Annotated in this window: 20 protein-coding genes; 18 read left to right on the forward strand and 2 right to left on the reverse strand. The window is 46.0% G+C overall.

The annotated features are described in order from the left end of the window. Positions 1-99: 99 nt before the first annotated feature. Positions 100-2,640, forward strand: a complete 2,541-nt coding sequence (locus MHH49_RS13775) for an O-antigen ligase family protein (RefSeq protein ID WP_341138201.1) — start codon at positions 100-102, stop codon at positions 2,638-2,640. Here the strand turns inward: MHH49_RS13775 and MHH49_RS13780 are convergent. Both MHH49_RS13780 and MHH49_RS13785 read right to left on the reverse strand, forming a co-directional pair. Further along, the gene (locus MHH49_RS13780) at positions 2,629-3,285 is read right to left on the reverse strand and encodes an SdpI family protein (protein WP_076224259.1); all 657 of its coding nucleotides are present in this window, start codon (positions 3,283-3,285) and stop codon (positions 2,629-2,631) included. The two genes, MHH49_RS13775 and MHH49_RS13780, sit on opposite strands and share 12 nt — an antisense overlap. Further along, positions 3,285-3,623, reverse strand: a complete 339-nt coding sequence (locus tag MHH49_RS13785) for an autorepressor SdpR family transcription factor (protein WP_051491108.1) — start codon at positions 3,621-3,623, stop codon at positions 3,285-3,287. The genes MHH49_RS13780 and MHH49_RS13785 overlap by 1 nt, the downstream gene beginning before the upstream one ends. A gap of 216 nt (positions 3,624-3,839) precedes the next feature. On the opposite strand from MHH49_RS13785, the gene MHH49_RS13790 reads away from it, so the two are divergent. The 17 genes from MHH49_RS13790 to MHH49_RS13870 all read left to right on the forward strand — a co-directional run bounded on the left by MHH49_RS13790 (position 3,840) and on the right by MHH49_RS13870 (position 16,765). Further along, a complete protein-coding gene (locus MHH49_RS13790; RefSeq protein WP_076100948.1) occupies positions 3,840-4,598 on the forward strand; it encodes a glucose 1-dehydrogenase in 759 nt (252 codons plus the stop codon). Between the two features lie 350 nt (positions 4,599-4,948). Continuing rightward, entirely contained in the window at positions 4,949-5,563 is a 615-nt protein-coding gene (locus MHH49_RS13795) for a DedA family protein (RefSeq protein WP_036680184.1), read from the forward strand. After that, the gene (locus MHH49_RS13800) at positions 5,560-6,126 is read left to right on the forward strand and encodes a thioredoxin family protein (RefSeq protein ID WP_036680182.1); all 567 of its coding nucleotides are present in this window, start codon (positions 5,560-5,562) and stop codon (positions 6,124-6,126) included. The genes MHH49_RS13795 and MHH49_RS13800 overlap by 4 nt, the downstream gene beginning before the upstream one ends. Positions 6,127-6,130: 4 nt before the next feature. Next, positions 6,131-6,760, forward strand: coding sequence for an MBL fold metallo-hydrolase (locus MHH49_RS13805; protein ID WP_341138202.1), 630 nt, complete (start codon positions 6,131-6,133; stop codon positions 6,758-6,760). Between the two features lie 545 nt (positions 6,761-7,305). Next, positions 7,306-7,851 (forward strand): RNA polymerase sigma factor SigY, encoded by a 546-nt coding sequence (sigY, locus tag MHH49_RS13810; RefSeq protein WP_036680178.1) that lies wholly within the window; start codon positions 7,306-7,308, stop codon positions 7,849-7,851. Continuing rightward, complete coding sequence (locus MHH49_RS13815; RefSeq protein ID WP_036680177.1) at positions 7,838-8,167, forward strand: YxlC family protein; 330 nt, start codon at positions 7,838-7,840, stop codon at positions 8,165-8,167. Before sigY ends, MHH49_RS13815 begins: the two co-directional genes overlap by 14 nt. Further along, positions 8,164-8,379 carry a hypothetical protein gene (locus MHH49_RS13820; protein ID WP_036680176.1) on the forward strand — a complete coding sequence of 72 codons (216 nt, stop codon included), beginning with the start codon at positions 8,164-8,166 and terminating at the stop codon, positions 8,377-8,379. The genes MHH49_RS13815 and MHH49_RS13820 overlap by 4 nt, the downstream gene beginning before the upstream one ends. 52 nt (positions 8,380-8,431) lie before the next feature. Beyond that, positions 8,432-8,623, forward strand: coding sequence for a PLDc N-terminal domain-containing protein (locus MHH49_RS13825; protein ID WP_036680175.1), 192 nt, complete (start codon positions 8,432-8,434; stop codon positions 8,621-8,623). Continuing rightward, entirely contained in the window at positions 8,623-9,537 is a 915-nt protein-coding gene (locus tag MHH49_RS13830; protein ID WP_038573303.1) for an ABC transporter ATP-binding protein, read from the forward strand. Before MHH49_RS13825 ends, MHH49_RS13830 begins: the two co-directional genes overlap by 1 nt. Then, positions 9,534-10,304 (forward strand): ABC transporter permease subunit, encoded by a 771-nt coding sequence (locus tag MHH49_RS13835; protein WP_076104199.1) that lies wholly within the window; start codon positions 9,534-9,536, stop codon positions 10,302-10,304. The genes MHH49_RS13830 and MHH49_RS13835 overlap by 4 nt, the downstream gene beginning before the upstream one ends. A 147-nt stretch (positions 10,305-10,451) precedes the next feature. Continuing rightward, a complete protein-coding gene (locus MHH49_RS13840; RefSeq protein WP_036680170.1) occupies positions 10,452-10,835 on the forward strand; it encodes a hypothetical protein in 384 nt (127 codons plus the stop codon). 256 nt (positions 10,836-11,091) lie between these two features. Beyond that, positions 11,092-11,589 (forward strand): sigma-70 family RNA polymerase sigma factor, encoded by a 498-nt coding sequence (locus MHH49_RS13845; protein ID WP_036680329.1) that lies wholly within the window; start codon positions 11,092-11,094, stop codon positions 11,587-11,589. Between the two features lie 24 nt (positions 11,590-11,613). Beyond that, complete coding sequence (locus MHH49_RS13850; protein WP_341138203.1) at positions 11,614-12,786, forward strand: DUF4179 domain-containing protein; 1,173 nt, start codon at positions 11,614-11,616, stop codon at positions 12,784-12,786. Positions 12,787-12,942: 156 nt separating this feature from the next. Continuing rightward, entirely contained in the window at positions 12,943-13,230 is a 288-nt protein-coding gene (gene gatC / locus MHH49_RS13855) for an Asp-tRNA(Asn)/Glu-tRNA(Gln) amidotransferase subunit GatC (RefSeq protein ID WP_036680166.1), read from the forward strand. 27 nt (positions 13,231-13,257) lie between these two features. After that, complete coding sequence (gene gatA / locus MHH49_RS13860) at positions 13,258-14,715, forward strand: Asp-tRNA(Asn)/Glu-tRNA(Gln) amidotransferase subunit GatA (RefSeq protein WP_076100955.1); 1,458 nt, start codon at positions 13,258-13,260, stop codon at positions 14,713-14,715. 11 nt (positions 14,716-14,726) lie between these two features. Beyond that, complete coding sequence (gene gatB, locus MHH49_RS13865; RefSeq protein ID WP_036680163.1) at positions 14,727-16,172, forward strand: Asp-tRNA(Asn)/Glu-tRNA(Gln) amidotransferase subunit GatB; 1,446 nt, start codon at positions 14,727-14,729, stop codon at positions 16,170-16,172. Positions 16,173-16,294: 122 nt separating this feature from the next. Next, positions 16,295-16,765 carry a GNAT family N-acetyltransferase gene (locus MHH49_RS13870; protein ID WP_076100957.1) on the forward strand — a complete coding sequence of 157 codons (471 nt, stop codon included), beginning with the start codon at positions 16,295-16,297 and terminating at the stop codon, positions 16,763-16,765. Positions 16,766-16,799: the final 34 nt, after the last annotated feature.

Genomic DNA, 16,799 nt, shown 5'->3' on the forward strand with positions numbered 1-16,799 from the left:
CGCTCCTTTGTGGAGAGGTATCGTCTTTTTGCGTTCTAGTCTTGTATAAGGGAAATGTGGAAAGGATAGAGATAAATTAACGAGTACAGGGGTATCTAAATGTGGCGTTTTAAAAAAGACCGGAATCTGGAATCATCAATTGCATATATTTGTGGAGGCTTAGTGATAGCGGCTGGTGTGGGTGCTTGTTTGTTGCGGGGGTTGTTTTTTACTGAGGAGATGTATCCCTTTCTAACCTTATGGTTTGTGCTGTGTTGTGCGTGCTCGCTTTATTATCTTGTTGGGGTTGGTGCATGGAGAAAAAGTGGGGGAGGAGTAGGTGCAGGTGCAGTAAGAGGTTTTACGGGAGTCAATGGGGTTAGTGAAGTTAGTGAAGTTGGTCAAGTTAGTGGAGAAAATAGAGCGTTAAGAATATTATTAAGCGTCCCTTTAATTATTCTATCGCTTTATGTGATTCATTGGATGTGCGGGCCACTTTCTTCCCAGGGAACTATGAATGAAATGCTGCGGTGGGGCTTGTATGCTAGCTTTGCAATATTGGTTTGTTTTTGTGCGGTGAACCTGGTGGGACGCCGGATTTTAAATGTAATTTGGTCTATGCTGGGTATGACTTTATGCCTGAGCGCTTTATTGGCTGTGTGTGGAGTGGTAAAGTTGCCTTTCGCTGTGGCTTACAGCAATTCAGCAGAAGTGAGCGCCACAGGGGTTAGATTAGCAGGATTGATGGAATATCCGAATGCTTTTGGTGCTGTGATGGCTGTTTTTCTGCTGGAACGGCTATTTGCTGTTGCTGTTTATTATGGGGATCCAAAAAAGAGCGCGAATATGTTGGAGGCAAGAAGTGTTGGGCTGGGGATGGAGTGCGCAGATGAGGAACGGAGGAGCAGAGGGGAAGAAGGCGTAGAAGCGGAGCAGGGAAAAGCGGGAAGCACGACCGCCGCGCTGCTGCGCTTGCTGCCGCTGTTCCCGTACACCGCCGCGCTGCTCCTCACCGAGTCGCGCGGCGCATGGCTGACGGCGGCTTGCGCCTGCGCCGCCGTCTTGCTCTGGAAGCGGCAGCTAATCGCGCCGCTTCTTGCTGCTGGCGCCGCGCCCGTGGCCGCCGCGGCGCTACTCTACCGCCAACTGGCCCGTGCCGGGTTGGCGGTAGAGCCAGTGCCCGGCCTGCTGTTGCTGGCCGGGCTTTGGGCCGGCGCGCTGCTAGCCGGCCTATGGCTGTGCCGCCGCCAGCGCGGCGCGGCGGGCACTGCCCGAGCCGCCATGCTGGCATTGGCGGCGGCAGGTTGGACGGCGGCGGGGATCGCCGTCCTCCTGCACGTGCGCGAGCGGATCACCGGACCGTCATCGACGGTATCCGCGCGCGGGCTGTTCTACCGCGACGCCTGGCGGCTAGCGGTAGAGGCACCTTGGCTGGGACGTGGGGGTGAGACTTGGCGGCATTCATACCTTGCCGCCCAATCTCGCCCTTATGTAGGCAGCCAGGTGCATAATGGATACCTCGACATCCTGTTGAACTTAGGATTCGTTGGTCTTGCAGCCATACTCCTTATGCTGTTGGCAGCAGGCTGGCTGCTGGCTACTAAATCGCCGCGGTTGCTGCCGCCGTTTCTGGTCATCGTCTTGCACAGCGTCGTCGATTTTGATTGGAGCTATGGATTATTTTGGATGCTGCTATTCTGGCTGCCAGCGATTGCTCTGGCTGAGCATAAGCAGAAACATCAATCTGCGCCAACCCACCCTCAGTCTGAGACCAAGCTGCCAACTCACTCCACATCCACGAACCCGCTCACCAATGTCACTACACCTGCGAATCCACTAATCGCTCACTCCACATCCACGAACCCGCTCACCAATGTCACTACACCTGTGAATCCGCTAATCGCTCACTCTACATCTACGAACCTGCTCACCAACGTCACTACACCAGCGAATCCGCTAATAGTTTACCCTACATCCACGAACCCCCTTACCAATGTCACTACACCAGCGAATCCGCCAATCGCTCACCCCACACCCAAGAATCCGCCCCAAATCCGTCTTCGCCGACTAATCGGAACTGCGGCATGTTGTTTTTCGCTTCTGCTGGGGGTGCTATCTTTTCACGCCGCTCAAGGAGAGAAGTTCTATCGACAAGCGATTATGTCGGTGGATCCTTCGGTGAAGGTAGAGCTGCTACAGCAATCGCTGGGTTGGAATCCCCGGTCACCTCGAACGGCTATAGCATTATCTAGGCTGCTCTCGGGTGAACAGAGCGTGAGTCTGCTTCGGCAGAGTCTGTTGTATTCTCCCGAGAATGCCAGCTTAAGCTGGGAGCTGGCTGAAGTATGGATGAGCAGCGACCATCCGGGGGCAGCGTTATATTGGATAGGCCAGAGCCTTAAGCTGGATAAGTACAACAATGCCAAGTGGGTGAAGGCGATTGAAGGGATGCTTCTTATGGGGCAAAAAAAGCTTGCAGAAGGAAAGCGAAAGGAAGGCCTAATCTGTGTCGCCTCTGGGAATGAACTTCTTTTGAAATATAGAAGGTTGGCAGAAGAGGAGGCTAATAAAGGAGGGCAACATAATGACCGCGAGTTCCGAATGACAGAACAAGCCGACGACTTGAGTCGACGGCTTAGTATGTTTGCTTTACGATTTTAGCGGACGTGAAATCATCCAGGAGTAGAGAATGGGCACGATAATTGCAAGTACGAGTGCCGTAATAATAAGAAGCTGAGACAAGGCTCCGCTCAAAAAGGCTCCTGCAAAAATAAGTAGGCCACCGATCATCCACATTATCCCGGATAGGCGATGTGTTTTTCGCCATACCTCGGGGTTGGCGAGTGTCCAGGCTGTACGAACCCCAAACAAGTAATTATCTTTTACCTGTGGCATGTAATTGCCGAGAGCAATAAACATTATTCCGACAGCTCCTATGGCGATCTTCCCAACGTTTATATCTTTACCTAGACCGTAAGCAATCGACAGCACCAGCATTAGATTAAAAAGCACCCCAATAGCAAGTCTGCTCATGGCATAGGCGTTTTCGAATTTTTTGTAATTTTCCCGCTTAGGATCGATGCTGCGTGTGAACTGCATGATTAGCGGGAGCACAATCCCTAAGATTCCGAACACAAAAATAGCAATATTTTTGTCCCAGTATCTGTTGACCTTACCCGTAATTCCAAACTGTGCTGGTAACTCCTGCGGCAGCTTGCTGTAATTGATCAGAGCGTAGGCTAATGTAGCTAAACCTAATACTACTATTAGGGTATCCTGCCATCTCCATTTGAAATCTTTCATCATTAATCCGCCTCCTTTTTGGAATCGATATCCTGACGTTGCTGCTTTCCGTCCAGTGATTTACTCTCCGTCTCCGTTTGCTTTCCTGTACCAGTGAGCTCCAATAACCAACCGAGAACCTCTTCGAGGACTGTGGTGTTTAGCGAGTACATAATAAATTGTCCTTTTCGCTCATCCTGTACCAGATCGGCATGCTTCAGCGCATTCAGATGGTGAGAAATGCTTGGCTTAGACATGTTGAAAAAATCTGCGATTTCACCTGCGGTTCGATCTTTCTCCCTTAGTAACCGAATGATTTGGCGACGGGTAGGATCAGCTAGTGCTTTAAAGGATTCATTCATATTCCACCCTGCCTTTCGATATTTAAATAATTATCTAAATATATAATAGCTCTTCACTTTCATAGCTGTCAATGCAGTATTCACTTAGCAATAGCGTGTGTAAAAGTGTCACCGAATCTTTAAAATTAACTGCCGTCCAAAGCCGACTCCTGTTAATACTAACGATGGGCATGCATTCCTTGATGCACCGAACATACGATGCAGAGGAGCAGATATATGATACTAACCAATAAAGTCGCAATTGTTACAGGTGCAGGATCGGGGATTGGAGAAGCGATTGCTCTTCTTTTTGCCCAACAGGGGGCTAAAGTGATTGCTGCGGATATCCATCTGGACAATGTAGAAGCGGTGGCCAAAAAGGCAGAAACGGGTGAGGGACACGGAGTTATCTATCCCGTAAAGGCAGATGTCTCGAAGGAAGAGGACACACAGCGAATGATTGATGCCGCAACCACACAGTTTGGAGGCCTTCATATCCTTGTTAACAATGCCGGTATTATGGATAAAATGACGCCAGCGCACGAGATCACTGATGACATGTGGGAGCAGGTGCTTGCGGTCAACGTAACCGGTCCGATGAGAGCCATTCGTAAGGTTTTGCCGATTTTTATGGCACAGGAAAGCGGATGTATCATCAATGTAGCCTCTATTGGCGGCTTAGCGGGCTCGCGTGCGGGAGTGGCTTATACTTCCTCTAAACATGCTGTAATCGGGATGACCAAAAATATAGGATTTCAATACGCTAAGCTTGGAATTCGCTGTAATGCCATAGCGCCGGGCGGAGTAAAGACAAATATTGATCTGTCTGATCCAAGCCCTTTTGGGAGTCAAAAAGCGGGCGAAGGAATGGCGTCGATGCCACGGACAGGGGAAAGCAGTGAGATTGCTTCGGTAGCCTTATTTTTGGCTTCAGATGCTGCAAGCTTTTTGAATGGGTCGGTGATAACGGCTGATGCCGGTTGGATGGCTTATTAATTGAGCGCAGATAAAAAGGTGTTCATTTTCCCTTTATTGGTGGAATTTGTTCACCTTTTTTGTTTATGCCTGTTACTCAAACTCTTTTTAAGTGTGGATTGGAAGATGGAAGCTGCTTACCACGTAAGTAGAAGTGATAAGGTTGCTTGTGCTAGAATAGGCTAAGAGAAACTGGAAAATATAGCAGAGCGGCAAAGCTTTTAAAAATATAAGAAAGTATAAGATTAGTATCTATGCTTTTATGTTCTTATATTTCACTCGCTTAAACGCTTAGCGTCTTATAAAGATGCCAAAGGCGATTAGCTTGATACATGTAGCCATATTCTGCGGAAAAGGGAGGAGGAGCACGTTTGCATTTTATTTCTGATCTGATCTCGACATTATTTGAATGGATTCAGAGTCTTGGTTATTTTGGGATTATGATCGGACTGATGATTGAAGTTATTCCGAGTGAAATTGTATTGGCTTTCGGTGGTTTCTTGGTATGGAGTGGAGATATTAATTTTTTCGGCGCAGTATTGTTTGGTACGATAGGCGGAGTGATTGCCCAGATCTTTGTATATTGGATTGGCCGTTATGGGGGCAGGCCTGTACTGGAGAAATACGGGAAATATATTCTTATCCAAAAGAAGCATATTGATCATTCGGAAGAGTGGTTCAATAAATATGGGACAGGCGTAATCTTTACGGCACGCTTTATTCCCGTTGTTCGCCATGCCATTTCCGTTCCAGCGGGGATTTCTCGTATGCCTTTAGGTAAGTTCACTTTATTGACTACACTTGCTGTTATTCCATGGAGTGCTTTGTTTGTATATCTCGGTATGACATTGGGGAATAAGTGGGAAGATATTGACGAAGTAGCAGCTAAGTACACCAACGAAATTATTCTTGTAGCGTTAGCACTAATCATCATTTATTTTGTGTATAAGTGGTTTAAATCCAAGAAGAGAGGGACTGCAAAATGAAACCGAATGTAGCTCATAAATTTGGAAAAGGTCTTACACCGCGCCAATTTGTAGAAAGCATGACGAAGAACCAGCAGGCTTTTGAATCCTGGTATGAGAAGTTTTCTTGGGAAGATGAGAGCGACAAGGAATATTTCGAAAGTCTGAACCATCGTGACGATTTGCGGGTACTTATCCTTGCCGCTGATTGGTGTGGAGATGTAGTACGTAATGTCCCTGCGGTTTTCCGTATTTTGGAGACTGCCGGAATGAAGACAGAGGTATTCATTTTGGAAGAGAATCAGGAGCTTATGGATGAATTCTTGACCATGGGCGGAAGATCTGTTCCGATTGTGATCTTTGCGGATACCGGCGGATACGTGCTTGGACATTGGGGTCCTCGTCCAGAGCATGTGCAGAGCCTAATGAGAGAGTTCAAACGTGAGAATCCTGATCGTGAGGCTGCTGATTACGACAGCAAAATCGCAGAAGTACGTAAGGCTATGGGGCAAGCTTATGGGGAAGGAACGGAATCACAGGCAGTTATCGCAAAAGAGCTGCGTAGTCTGATTTCCGGATTCTAGACCGATGCTAAATATACGTTCGTTTAATTTAGGTCCGCTTCAGACCAATGCCTACTTGCTGACAGGTGCGGATCCAACGAAGGGAATCATTATTGATCCCGGCATGAATCCTGCGGAATTAGTGCGGAGTATCGAAGGGATGGAGATCGAGGCTATTTTGCTAACGCATGCGCACTTTGACCATATGGGCGGCGTAGACGAAATTCGTAAAGCTAAGAAATGTCCTGTTTATTTACATCCACTAGAAAGTGAATGGCTCAGCAGCCCTAAGCTGAATGGTTCATTGATGTGGCCTGATATTTCGCCTCCTCTGACTACAGATCCTGCAGAGTATGATCTGGCAGAAGGACAAGTTCTGCAATTCATCGGACATACCTTCCGGGTGTACCACACACCTGGGCACTCTCCGGGCAGTGTCAGCTTCCTATGCGGGAATGATTTATTCTCTGGAGATGTACTGTTTAAGATGGGAGTTGGGCGCACCGATTTGCCTGGTGGCAGAGAACGTGATTTGTTCGATTCTATTCGTGGCAAGCTGTACAAAATGGATGATGAAGTGAAGGTTTATCCAGGTCACGGCTCACGAACAACTATCGGTTTTGAAAAAGTTCGTAACCCTTATATTCCTCAATAAACAGTCATTCTAGTAGAACTGACAAGAATCGGGGAATTTTTGATAGACAAAGGGATACAAAAGGACTACACTATTGTTAATTAAATGTAACATTAACCTCGCGAAGCACGCAGACTGCGGAATTAATCCCGGTTTGCGTTCTTTTTTTTGTCTACATATAGGTTTAAAAGCATGGGGGGAAATAGATTGGAGAAGAATATGTATTACCCGTTGGATTACGGATGGTATGACTCCAAGGAGAAATGGACTAGTTTTTGCAGCAGTAAATGCCAATGTTTTTCAGAATGTTCTGGAAGGGGAGGTTTTTGTACTTCCATAGAACGCAGGGACATACAATCTGAGAATAAGGATGGGAGAATACCAATGGTTTCAGGAGGCGAGCCCAGAAGAACGCCTCTTTTTTGGCATTTTCCAGCAGAAGCAGGATTGCTTCAGCCATGGCGGCGTAAGCTCTGGGAGCTCAAAAAATAAAATTAAAACGGAATGAACGAATCACTATACATAATCGTATTACAAATAAGAACTAATCCTGAATGGAGGGGCAGATGAGCGATCAGGCGCTGGAGAAAATCAGGCAGGCACAGCAGGGAGATACTTCAGCACTGTCTTCACTGCTGCGAGAACATTATACTTTTTTGTTCAAATATTTACTTAAAGTGACTATGGACCCGTTACTGGCAGAGGATCTTGTACAGGACACGATGGTCAGATGTATGGAAAAAATCAATACCTATAACGGTTCTTCTTCGTTCTCCTCTTGGTTAATCACCATAGCTACCAGAATATTCATCGATCGAAAGCGGCGCTGGAAACGTGAGGCAGATTGGAAGAAACGGGAACAACAGGCTCAGGGCACCCGTTCGATTCGTTGGCGGTTTGAGAGCAGGGGGGAAGAATGGAGTGAAGTACTCGATTCCATCTCCAAGCTACCCTCTGCTCAGAGGGTAGCTGTGCTGCTGAAGCATTATTATGGCTATAGCTATGAAGAAATCGGTGTGATCATGCAAATTCCTTCAGGCACGGTCAAATCGCGTGTATCCCTTGGTCTTAACCAATTGCGAAAGGAGCTGAATGAGGATGGAGAAGGATAAGGAGCCAGAACTGTATTTGCACAAGCTTACTGAAGAGCTTGAGCGTTTGGATGCGCAATATGATGATATCACCCCACCTTCGTTACAGGAACTGGAGTGGTTAATGGCTGATGCAGCTGTGCACAGAAAGAGAAGGGAACGTAAAGAACTACTGTTATTCTGGGGGGTCTCATTGATCCTGATCTGCGCATTTCTATCCATTCTCACTTCTGCACCCATGATCTATTGGATTATTCAGGCGATCATTCCTGTTGTAGGACTGGGTGGCTTAGGGATCGCCAGGATCAGAAGAAATAGAGAAGGTGTACAAGAATGAATGAGCTACAAGATGTGCCTCTTTGGTTGTGGTTTGGCATAGCAGTAGCATTAATGCTGCAAGGGACCTTACTGTTCCGGGATGCAAGACGGCGCGGAAAAAAAGCTTGGTTCTGGGGATTGTGGGCGATTACTACAGTTCCGTCCCCAGCATTAGTCTACTTACTCGTTGTCATACTTCCTGACCGACGTAGAAGGAAGAAGCAGTTGTAAAGCTTTAGTAAGAAGCTCGTTCCTTTCATCCTATTACAAGGAGTGGTACTTCATGGAAGAGGTAAAATGGGGTTTAATCATGCCGTTAATTATTCTTCAGGCTTTGCTTGCAATTATTGGACTGATATCACTGGCCAAAGCGGATAACGTTCGTGGCCCAAAATGGATGTGGATTATTATCATTATTTGCGGAAATATATTAGGTAGCGTAGCTTATTTCACAATAGGAAGGAAAGATGTCTGATGTCACTCCTTCAAGTTATGAATTTGCGCAAAAGCTATGGGGCGCATATTTCCGTAAATGATATAAGCTTTGAAATTGAGAAAGGACGGTGCGTCGCTTTATTGGGGCCTAACGGTGCTGGGAAAACGACCACACTTCGTATGCTGGCAGGGCTGCTTGAACCCACCTCTGGCATGATTTCATTTGAGGGGAGCCGTCCTGGAGCCGAATATCGCAGAGGATTAGGATATGTGCCACAGTCTCCAGCTTTTTATGGGTGGATGACTGGACATGAGTATGTTGTTTTCGCTGCAAAGCTTAGTGGAATGGGAACTAAAGACGCAACCAGCAGGGCATTGGAATCGCTCGAGCGTGTAGGGCTTAAAGGTGATGCTCGTCGCCGGATTGGTGGATACTCCGGCGGGATGAAACAGCGGCTGGGTCTGGCTCAGGCGCTTGTGCATCGGCCTCGTCTGTTATTGCTTGATGAGCCTGTATCTGCACTTGATCCGATTGGCCGCAGAGAAGTAATGGGACTGGTGCGGGAAATACGTGAGGAGACAACTGTAGTTTTCTCTACACATGTGCTGCATGATGCAGAAGAAATTTGCGATGATATTATTTTAATGAATCAAGGCTTGATTGCTGAGAAGGGATCTTTATCACAGCTTCGTTCACAATACAGCCTTCCTGTTATTCGTTTACGTACGGAGAAGCAAGAAAAAGCTATTCAGTGGCTGGAGTCTCTTGCTGCCAAACCGTTTGTACTGGAGACTCAGTTGTTCGGAGATCATGCCATTTTTAATGTCAACGATGTAGACATGGCCCGTTGGACGATTCTGCAAGAAGCGGCGCAGCTCGAAATTCCATTACTGCAATTTGAAGCGGGTTCTTCCACGTTAGAGGATTTATTTATGAAGGTGGTGGGAGTATGAGAAGCGCCTGGGTCCTTTATCGCAAAGAAATGCTCGAAATGGCTCGCAGTTATAAGTTAATCTGGATACCTGTCGTTTTTATCCTATTAGGCATTATGCAGCCGTTAACTACTTATTATTTGCCGGAAATATTAAAAGCTTCAGGTGATGTTCCTCCAGGTCTCCTAGAGGGGTATGAAATACCGAGTGCCGCAGCTGTGATGGCGCAATCTTTGGGACAGTACGGAACGATCGGAATGTTAGTATTGGCGCTTGGCGCGATGAATGTTTTAGCTGGTGAGCGCTATAGCGGAACTATGGAATTAATTCTGGTAAGGCCGGTTTCTCCAGCCGCAATAGTGTTCGCTAAATGGGCAGCACAGCTGACCCTGTTGATCGTTGCTCTAGGATTAGGTGCAGCGGGCGCTGCTTACTACACGGAGCAGTTGATTGGTTCACTATCTTGGGGAGATGTCATCGCAGCTGCTGGAGTATATGGATTGTGGCTGTTATGTGCTGTATCAGCTACGTTGTTGTTTAGTGGGTTTTTAAAATCCCCAGTTGCCGCTTTTTTAGCATTGGTGCTAATGGCAGCATTATCATTAGGCCAAAGCTTATTGCCTTCATGGTTTGAATGGGCACCTGCGGGGCTTGCCGGGTTGTCGGCTGAAATCCTTATGGCTGGAGAAGGATTCAGGGTTGGACCCTATCTTTCAGCAGCTATTTTGATCTTGATTTGTTTAGTGGGTGCTGCACTTTTGACAAGGAAGAATAACTTAACCGCTTGAAACTTAAGTTATGTTTTTATTAAATATAGTATATTTTCATAGAATTTGTAGGATCGGCCAGCCTTCAACTAGACAGTTCTATCTTTTTTTAGTAGACTGTTGAAACAAGCAAAATCTTGAAAGATTTTGGGGTTAGGAGGTAGGGCGATGCTGCGTTTAGGAGAGAAGATTGTCATTGTTGCGGACGCTTTCGAGCAGAGTCTTCCTATCGGGGAATACGGCTACCTAATTGCTTACGACCGCAATCCCGATAATGCGTTTGACTATGTTATTCGTGTACCAGAGGCGAATAGGAACTTTTATGTTCCGGCTGAGGACATTGAGGCGGAAGAACATTTATTAGTAGCTGAGGCTGAAAGAGCAACGCATGAAGCGTTGATTGATTACGCTTTGTCCACGTACAATGAGAAGCTGTTCCATCATTTGATGAACGGTGAAGATATGGATATAGAAGAGACGGAGTCAACGTCAAGCGAAAGCATGTCCCAAGCGGATTTCATCAAACAAGTGAATCTTCGAGCTTGGATTTAAGGAAGGCCGGCGCAAGCCGGCTTTTTTGTTTTGTCATAAAAAGTATTTCCCCCACATTAATCCTCTGAATTTACACATCATTTTCAAAATCTTTTCTTTTATTCCTTCTTTATAGTTTTCGAAAGTTTGTTTTTTATTTTTTTGGTATACAACCAATCTCCTGTTTTATGTATCTAAATTATTGAGAGCCGAATACGAGAATGCAGATCTGCGGTATAGGCGTTTTAACTTAAATAAAGGAGAACCTCAAGTGAAGATGATAACCGCTGTTCAAAAAGCGAGAAATGGCGATAAAGAAGCGTTTATCCAGCTATGCCGGCAGATTGAACCTGAAATGTACGGCATGGCCCGATCTATTTTGGGCAGGGACGAGGAATGTGCAGATGCCATGCAGGAAGCCACCCTAAAGGCTTACCGGTCTATCCATGGATTGCGGCAACCAGAATTTTTCAAGACATGGATGCTTCGCATCCTTATAAACGAATGTCATAAGCTCCAACGCAAGCGGACAAATATTGTGGAGTTTGGAGATCCCCTTACTGCTTTGGAATGCCATTCCTCCGGTGCAGAATATGAGAAAATTGAGCTGCGGGAAGCAGTAGAACGATTGGATACTTCGCTCCAGACCGTGATATCGCTGCATTATTTTCAGGACATGCCCGTTAAGCAAATTGCCGATCTTCTGAATATTTCCGAAACGGCAGTCAAATCGCGCCTCTACAGAGCAAGAAAAAACTTATTGAATGGATTCTAATGATATTTAGAAAGGATGGAACAGATGAAGAAGAGAACAGCGCAAGAGCTTGAATTGCTTTTGAAAGATATGGACATCCTCCCGGCAAATGAGCTTCCCTCTATGATTCGCCAACGTCAAGAGGATACGTATACAATGCTGGATCATGTGAAGATAAAGAGATCCACGCACAAATTTCGTAATGTTAAGAGGACAGCGCTTGGCTTCGGGGCAGCTCTTGTTTTGGGGGTTATCGTGCTTGGAAGCGGCTTTACTTCTCCCGCATTGGCTAGGTCGCTGGAACGTATTCCGTTAGTCAATAGTATTTTTGAGCTCGCAGGTGATATGGGACTTCAAGCGGCGAGTCGCCAAGGCTTAACGACTGCAGTTGATACCAGTGATCAGGTTCAAGATGTTATTATCCGTGCTAATGAAGTTATATATGACGGCACACGGCTTTCTGTAGCATTGAAACTTGAAGGTGAAAATGAAGAGGGAATATTCAGTGGAGACATTCAGGATTTGCAGGTATTTATTGATGGACAGCCTTTAAACGCTGCTGGGGAGGAAGAAGAGGATTCTTTTAAACACAATATTGGCCTTATCCTTTCTCCGGGAGTAGATGAACAATCGTTGATTTTGCAATTTTCAGAGAAATCCTATGATGAGGGAGGCATTACTTTACCAGAGCAGTTCCAAATGACAGTAAAAGGTCGTCTGTCCGGAATCGATGATGATTTTCAAATTGAAATTCCTATAAAAAAGGATACGAGTCATAATATTGTTCAGCAACCCGGAATCAGTCAAACTTACAATGATGTAACGACCACAGTGGAGAAGATTACACAGACTCCGGCAACTACACAAATACGGATGAGTGCTGTAGCCCTCGAGGGTATTCCTTATACTTATCTGACAGATACCAATAACCTGGCATTAAATTATGAAGTCTATGATGATAAAGGTAACCTGTTGCAATATGTAAACGGCAGCAATGGTTGGTCGGATTCGAAAAAGATAGATGACACAATCCATTATAGTCTTAAAGAGGATGTTAATATTGTACCGCTGCCCAAGGATGTAAAAGCACTGACAATAAAAACCTTTTTCTACAAATATACTGGAGAGGGTAGTGGAAAACGAAATTTGCTAGACAATAATGGATACCCGGCAGTCGAATATATTCCGCAGCTGGAAATGACAATCCCTATATATTGATGAACGATACGCTCCTTTAAAATGTGTAGGAATCCCCTTCACTTTGATAAAGGAGCGTTTGTTTTACAGCCCATCATTGAATTGTCCAAGCTTCTACAATATAATTAAAAACGTTATCCGGGCGCTTTAGCCCTTTAAACAGGAGGGATTTTTCTTATGAGCATTACCGTTAAAGATGTGCAGCATGTGGCCAAGCTGGCTCGTCTGCAGCTGAGCCCGGAAGAAGAGGCAACCTTTACAGAACAAATGAATGCTATTTTACAATATGCCGAGAAATTAAATGAGCTAGATACGGAGAATGTAAAGCCGACCACGCATGTGCTGCAAGTCAGCAATGTAATGCGGGAGGATGTTGTGAAGGATAGCCTTACGCAAGAGGAAGCACTTCTTAACGCTCCAGATGATGAAGACGGACATTTCAAGGTTCCAGCTGTTTTGGAATAACTACATAATTAGAAAGGGGGAAGAATCTTGAGCCTGTTTCAAAATCGATTGCCTGAAGTACACCGCATGTTAACTGCTAAAGAGGTATCGGTCAGTGAACTGACTGAAGAATCGCTGGCGATTATCGCTGAGCGGGATAAGAACGTAAATGCATTTTTGACCTTGAACGAGGAGGGCGCACGTGCGACAGCACGCGCTTTGGACGATAAACTGGCATCCGGAGCAGCACGTGGATTGCTGTTTGGTCTTCCTGCCGGAATCAAGGATAATATTGTAACTAAAGGTCTGCGCACAACTTGTGCCAGCCAATTTTTGAGCGATTTCCAGCCGATTTATAACGCTACTGTAGCTTCTAAATTGCAGCAGGCAGATGCCGTAACAATCGGTAAATTAAATATGGATGAATTCGCAATGGGCGGATCTAATGAGAATTCAAGCTTTGGTCCTGTACGCAATCCTTGGGATTTAGAACGTGTGCCGGGCGGTTCCAGTGGCGGATCTGCTGCAGCAGTAGCTGCGGGCGAAGTGTTCTTCTCACTAGGTTCGGATACTGGGGGTTCCATCCGCCAGCCAGCTTCCTATTGTGGTGTTGTAGGTCTCAAACCTACTTACGGTCTTGTATCACGTTACGGGCTGGTAGCCTTTGCTTCCTCACTCGATCAGATAGGACCATTAACACGTAATGTAGAGGATACTGCCTATGTGCTTCAAGCGATTGCTGGTTATGATGCCCAAGACTCTACTTCTGCTAAAGTAGAAATTCCTGATTATTTGAGTTCACTGACTGGTGATGTTTCCGGACTTCGCATTGCTGTACCTAAGGAATATTTGGGAGCAGGTGTCGATGCTTCTGTGCGTGAGACAGTCTTGTCTGCACTTAAAGTGCTGGAAGGAATGGGTGCTGTCTGGGAGGAAGTATCATTACCGCATACGGAATACGCAGTAGCAGCTTATTATTTGCTGTCCTCTTCGGAAGCTTCATCTAACCTTGCGCGTTTTGACGGTGTGCGTTATGGCGCACGTGTAGATGAAGGCGGAGGATTGCTTGATCTATATCTTAATTCCCGCAGCCGCGGCTTTGGCCCTGAGGTCAAACGCCGTATTATGTTGGGTACTTATGCACTCAGCTCCGGGTATTACGATGCTTACTATTTAAAAGCACAAAAGGTACGCACTTTGATTAAACAGGACTTTGATGACATCTTTAAAAAATATGATGTGGTCATCGGGCCAACAGCGCCAACGACAGCATTCAAATTGGGCTCACAGACTGAAGATCCGCTGACCATGTATCTGAACGATATTCTCACGATTCCTGTAAGCTTGGCGGGTATTCCTGCCGTGAGCGTTCCGTGTGGTTTTGCGGAAGGCATGCCTGTAGGTCTGCAAATTATCGGTAAGGAATTTGACGAGAGCACGATTCTGCGTGTCGCTCATGCCTTTGAACAAAATACAGATCATCACAAGCAGCGTCCACAGCTGTAGTAAAGGAGGGAATGGGATTACTTATGTCTAAATACGAAACGGTCATCGGCTTGGAAGTTCACGTAGAGCTTCATACCAACTCCAAAATCTTTTGCGGATGCTCCACTGAATTTGGAGCCCCACCTAACACTCATACCTGTCCTGTCTGCTTGGGTCACCCCGGCGTATTGCCAGTGCTCAACAAACAAGCGGTAGAATACGCTATGAAAGCAGCGATGGCGCTAAATTGCACCATTGGTGATGTTAGCAAATTCGACCGCAAGAACTATTTTTACCCGGATTCACCAAAAGCTTATCAGATTTCACAATTTGATCAGCCTATCGGGCTGAACGGTTGGATCGACATTGAAGTTAATGGAGAGACCAAACGGATCGGCATTACTCGTCTTCATTTGGAAGAGGATGCAGGTAAGCTTACGCACGTAGATGGCGGTTTTGCCTCGCTTGTCGATTTTAACCGGGTGGGAACACCGCTTATCGAAATCGTATCCGAGCCTGATCTGCGCTCTCCTGAGGAAGCTCGTGCTTATCTGGAGAAAATCCGTGCGATTATGCAGTATTGTGACGTATCCGATGTCAAGATGGAAGAAGGATCGATGCGCTGTGACGCGAACATCAGTCTACGCCCAGAAGGACAAGAGGAATTCGGCATTAGAGCAGAGCTTAAGAACATGAACTCCTTCCGCGGTGTATTGCGTGGACTGGAGTATGAACAATATCGTCAGGCTGAGATCCTGGATGATGGTGGAGTTGTTGTGCAAGAGACTCGCCGCTGGGATGAAGCACAAGGGAAAACATTATCGATGCGCGGGAAAGAAGAAGCACATGATTATCGTTACTTCCCGGACCCGGACTTGATCGTTCTGCATATTGATGATGCTTGGAAAGAATCAATTCGTTCAACGATTCCAGAACTTCCGGATGCACGGAAAGCTCGTTATAGCGAGGAACTGGGCCTGACAGCTTATGATGCAGGCGTCATTACATCCTCTAAACTGTTAGCGGACTTTTTCGAAGGATGTCTTGCCTATACGCAGGATGCCAAGGCTGTAGCTAACTGGATTATGGGTGACTTGCTTGCCTATTTGAATGGTAATAATCTGGAGTTGTCGCAGGTACAAATTACACCACAAGGGCTAGGCGAGATGATCGGACTGATTGCAGCCGGAACCATCAGCAGCAAAATCGCTAAAACAGTATTTAAAGAAATGCTAGAGAGCGGTAAACTGCCAGCTGTTATCGTTGAGGAAAAAGGTCTGGTGCAGATCAGCGATGAAGGTGCTATTAAAGGGATTGTGGAAGCAGTCGTAGCCGCCAATCCGCAATCTGTGGAAGATTATAAAGCAGGTAAACAGAAAGCAATCGGCTTCCTGGTCGGACAAGTTATGAAAGAAAGTAAAGGTAAGGCGAATCCGGGTCTTGCTAATAAACTTCTCATCGAGGTATTGAGCAGCTAAACGCTTGTCGTCCATAAAAGGACGCCGAAGGCGTTTATACTTGGGGTAATATACTTATGTAATAAGCTAAGGGCTTGTCGGCAACGGCAGGCCCTTAGCGGCATATAAGGGGACTGGTTAGGATGAATACAATTAACAAGCTAAATCTGCAGGATGAAAGCACCGTTAATGAATTATGGAGTCTTCAGCATAAGGCCTATAGACTGGAAGCTGAACTAATCGGCTTTCGTGAAATTCCACCTTTGATGGAGACGAGAGAAATGCTGAGCAGCTCTAAAGAGGATTTTTATGGCTGCTTCGATAAAGATGAGGAACTAATGGGTGCTGTTGCTGTAGAGGAAGAATCTCCTGGCAAATTGACGATTACACGAATGATGGTGGGGCCGGACTTTTTTCGCAGAGGTATTGCTAGCCATCTTTTGGAATATGTATTTGAGCATTTTGCAGGGATGGAGCAATTCATTGTGTCGACAGGCAAAAAGAATACACCCGCCGTTTCGTTGTACAGTAAATATGGCTTTATGCCCACCGGTGTGGAGGAAGTCGCTCCAGGAGTTGAATTGATTGAATTTCATCGGAGTGGTTCTCTTTGAAAAAAGATATTCATAGACAACTATTTACGAAAGG

The organism is Paenibacillus sp. FSL F4-0122, from assembly GCF_038002845.1.
Taxonomy (GTDB): domain Bacteria; phylum Bacillota; class Bacilli; order Paenibacillales; family Paenibacillaceae; genus Paenibacillus_AQ; species Paenibacillus_AQ odorifer.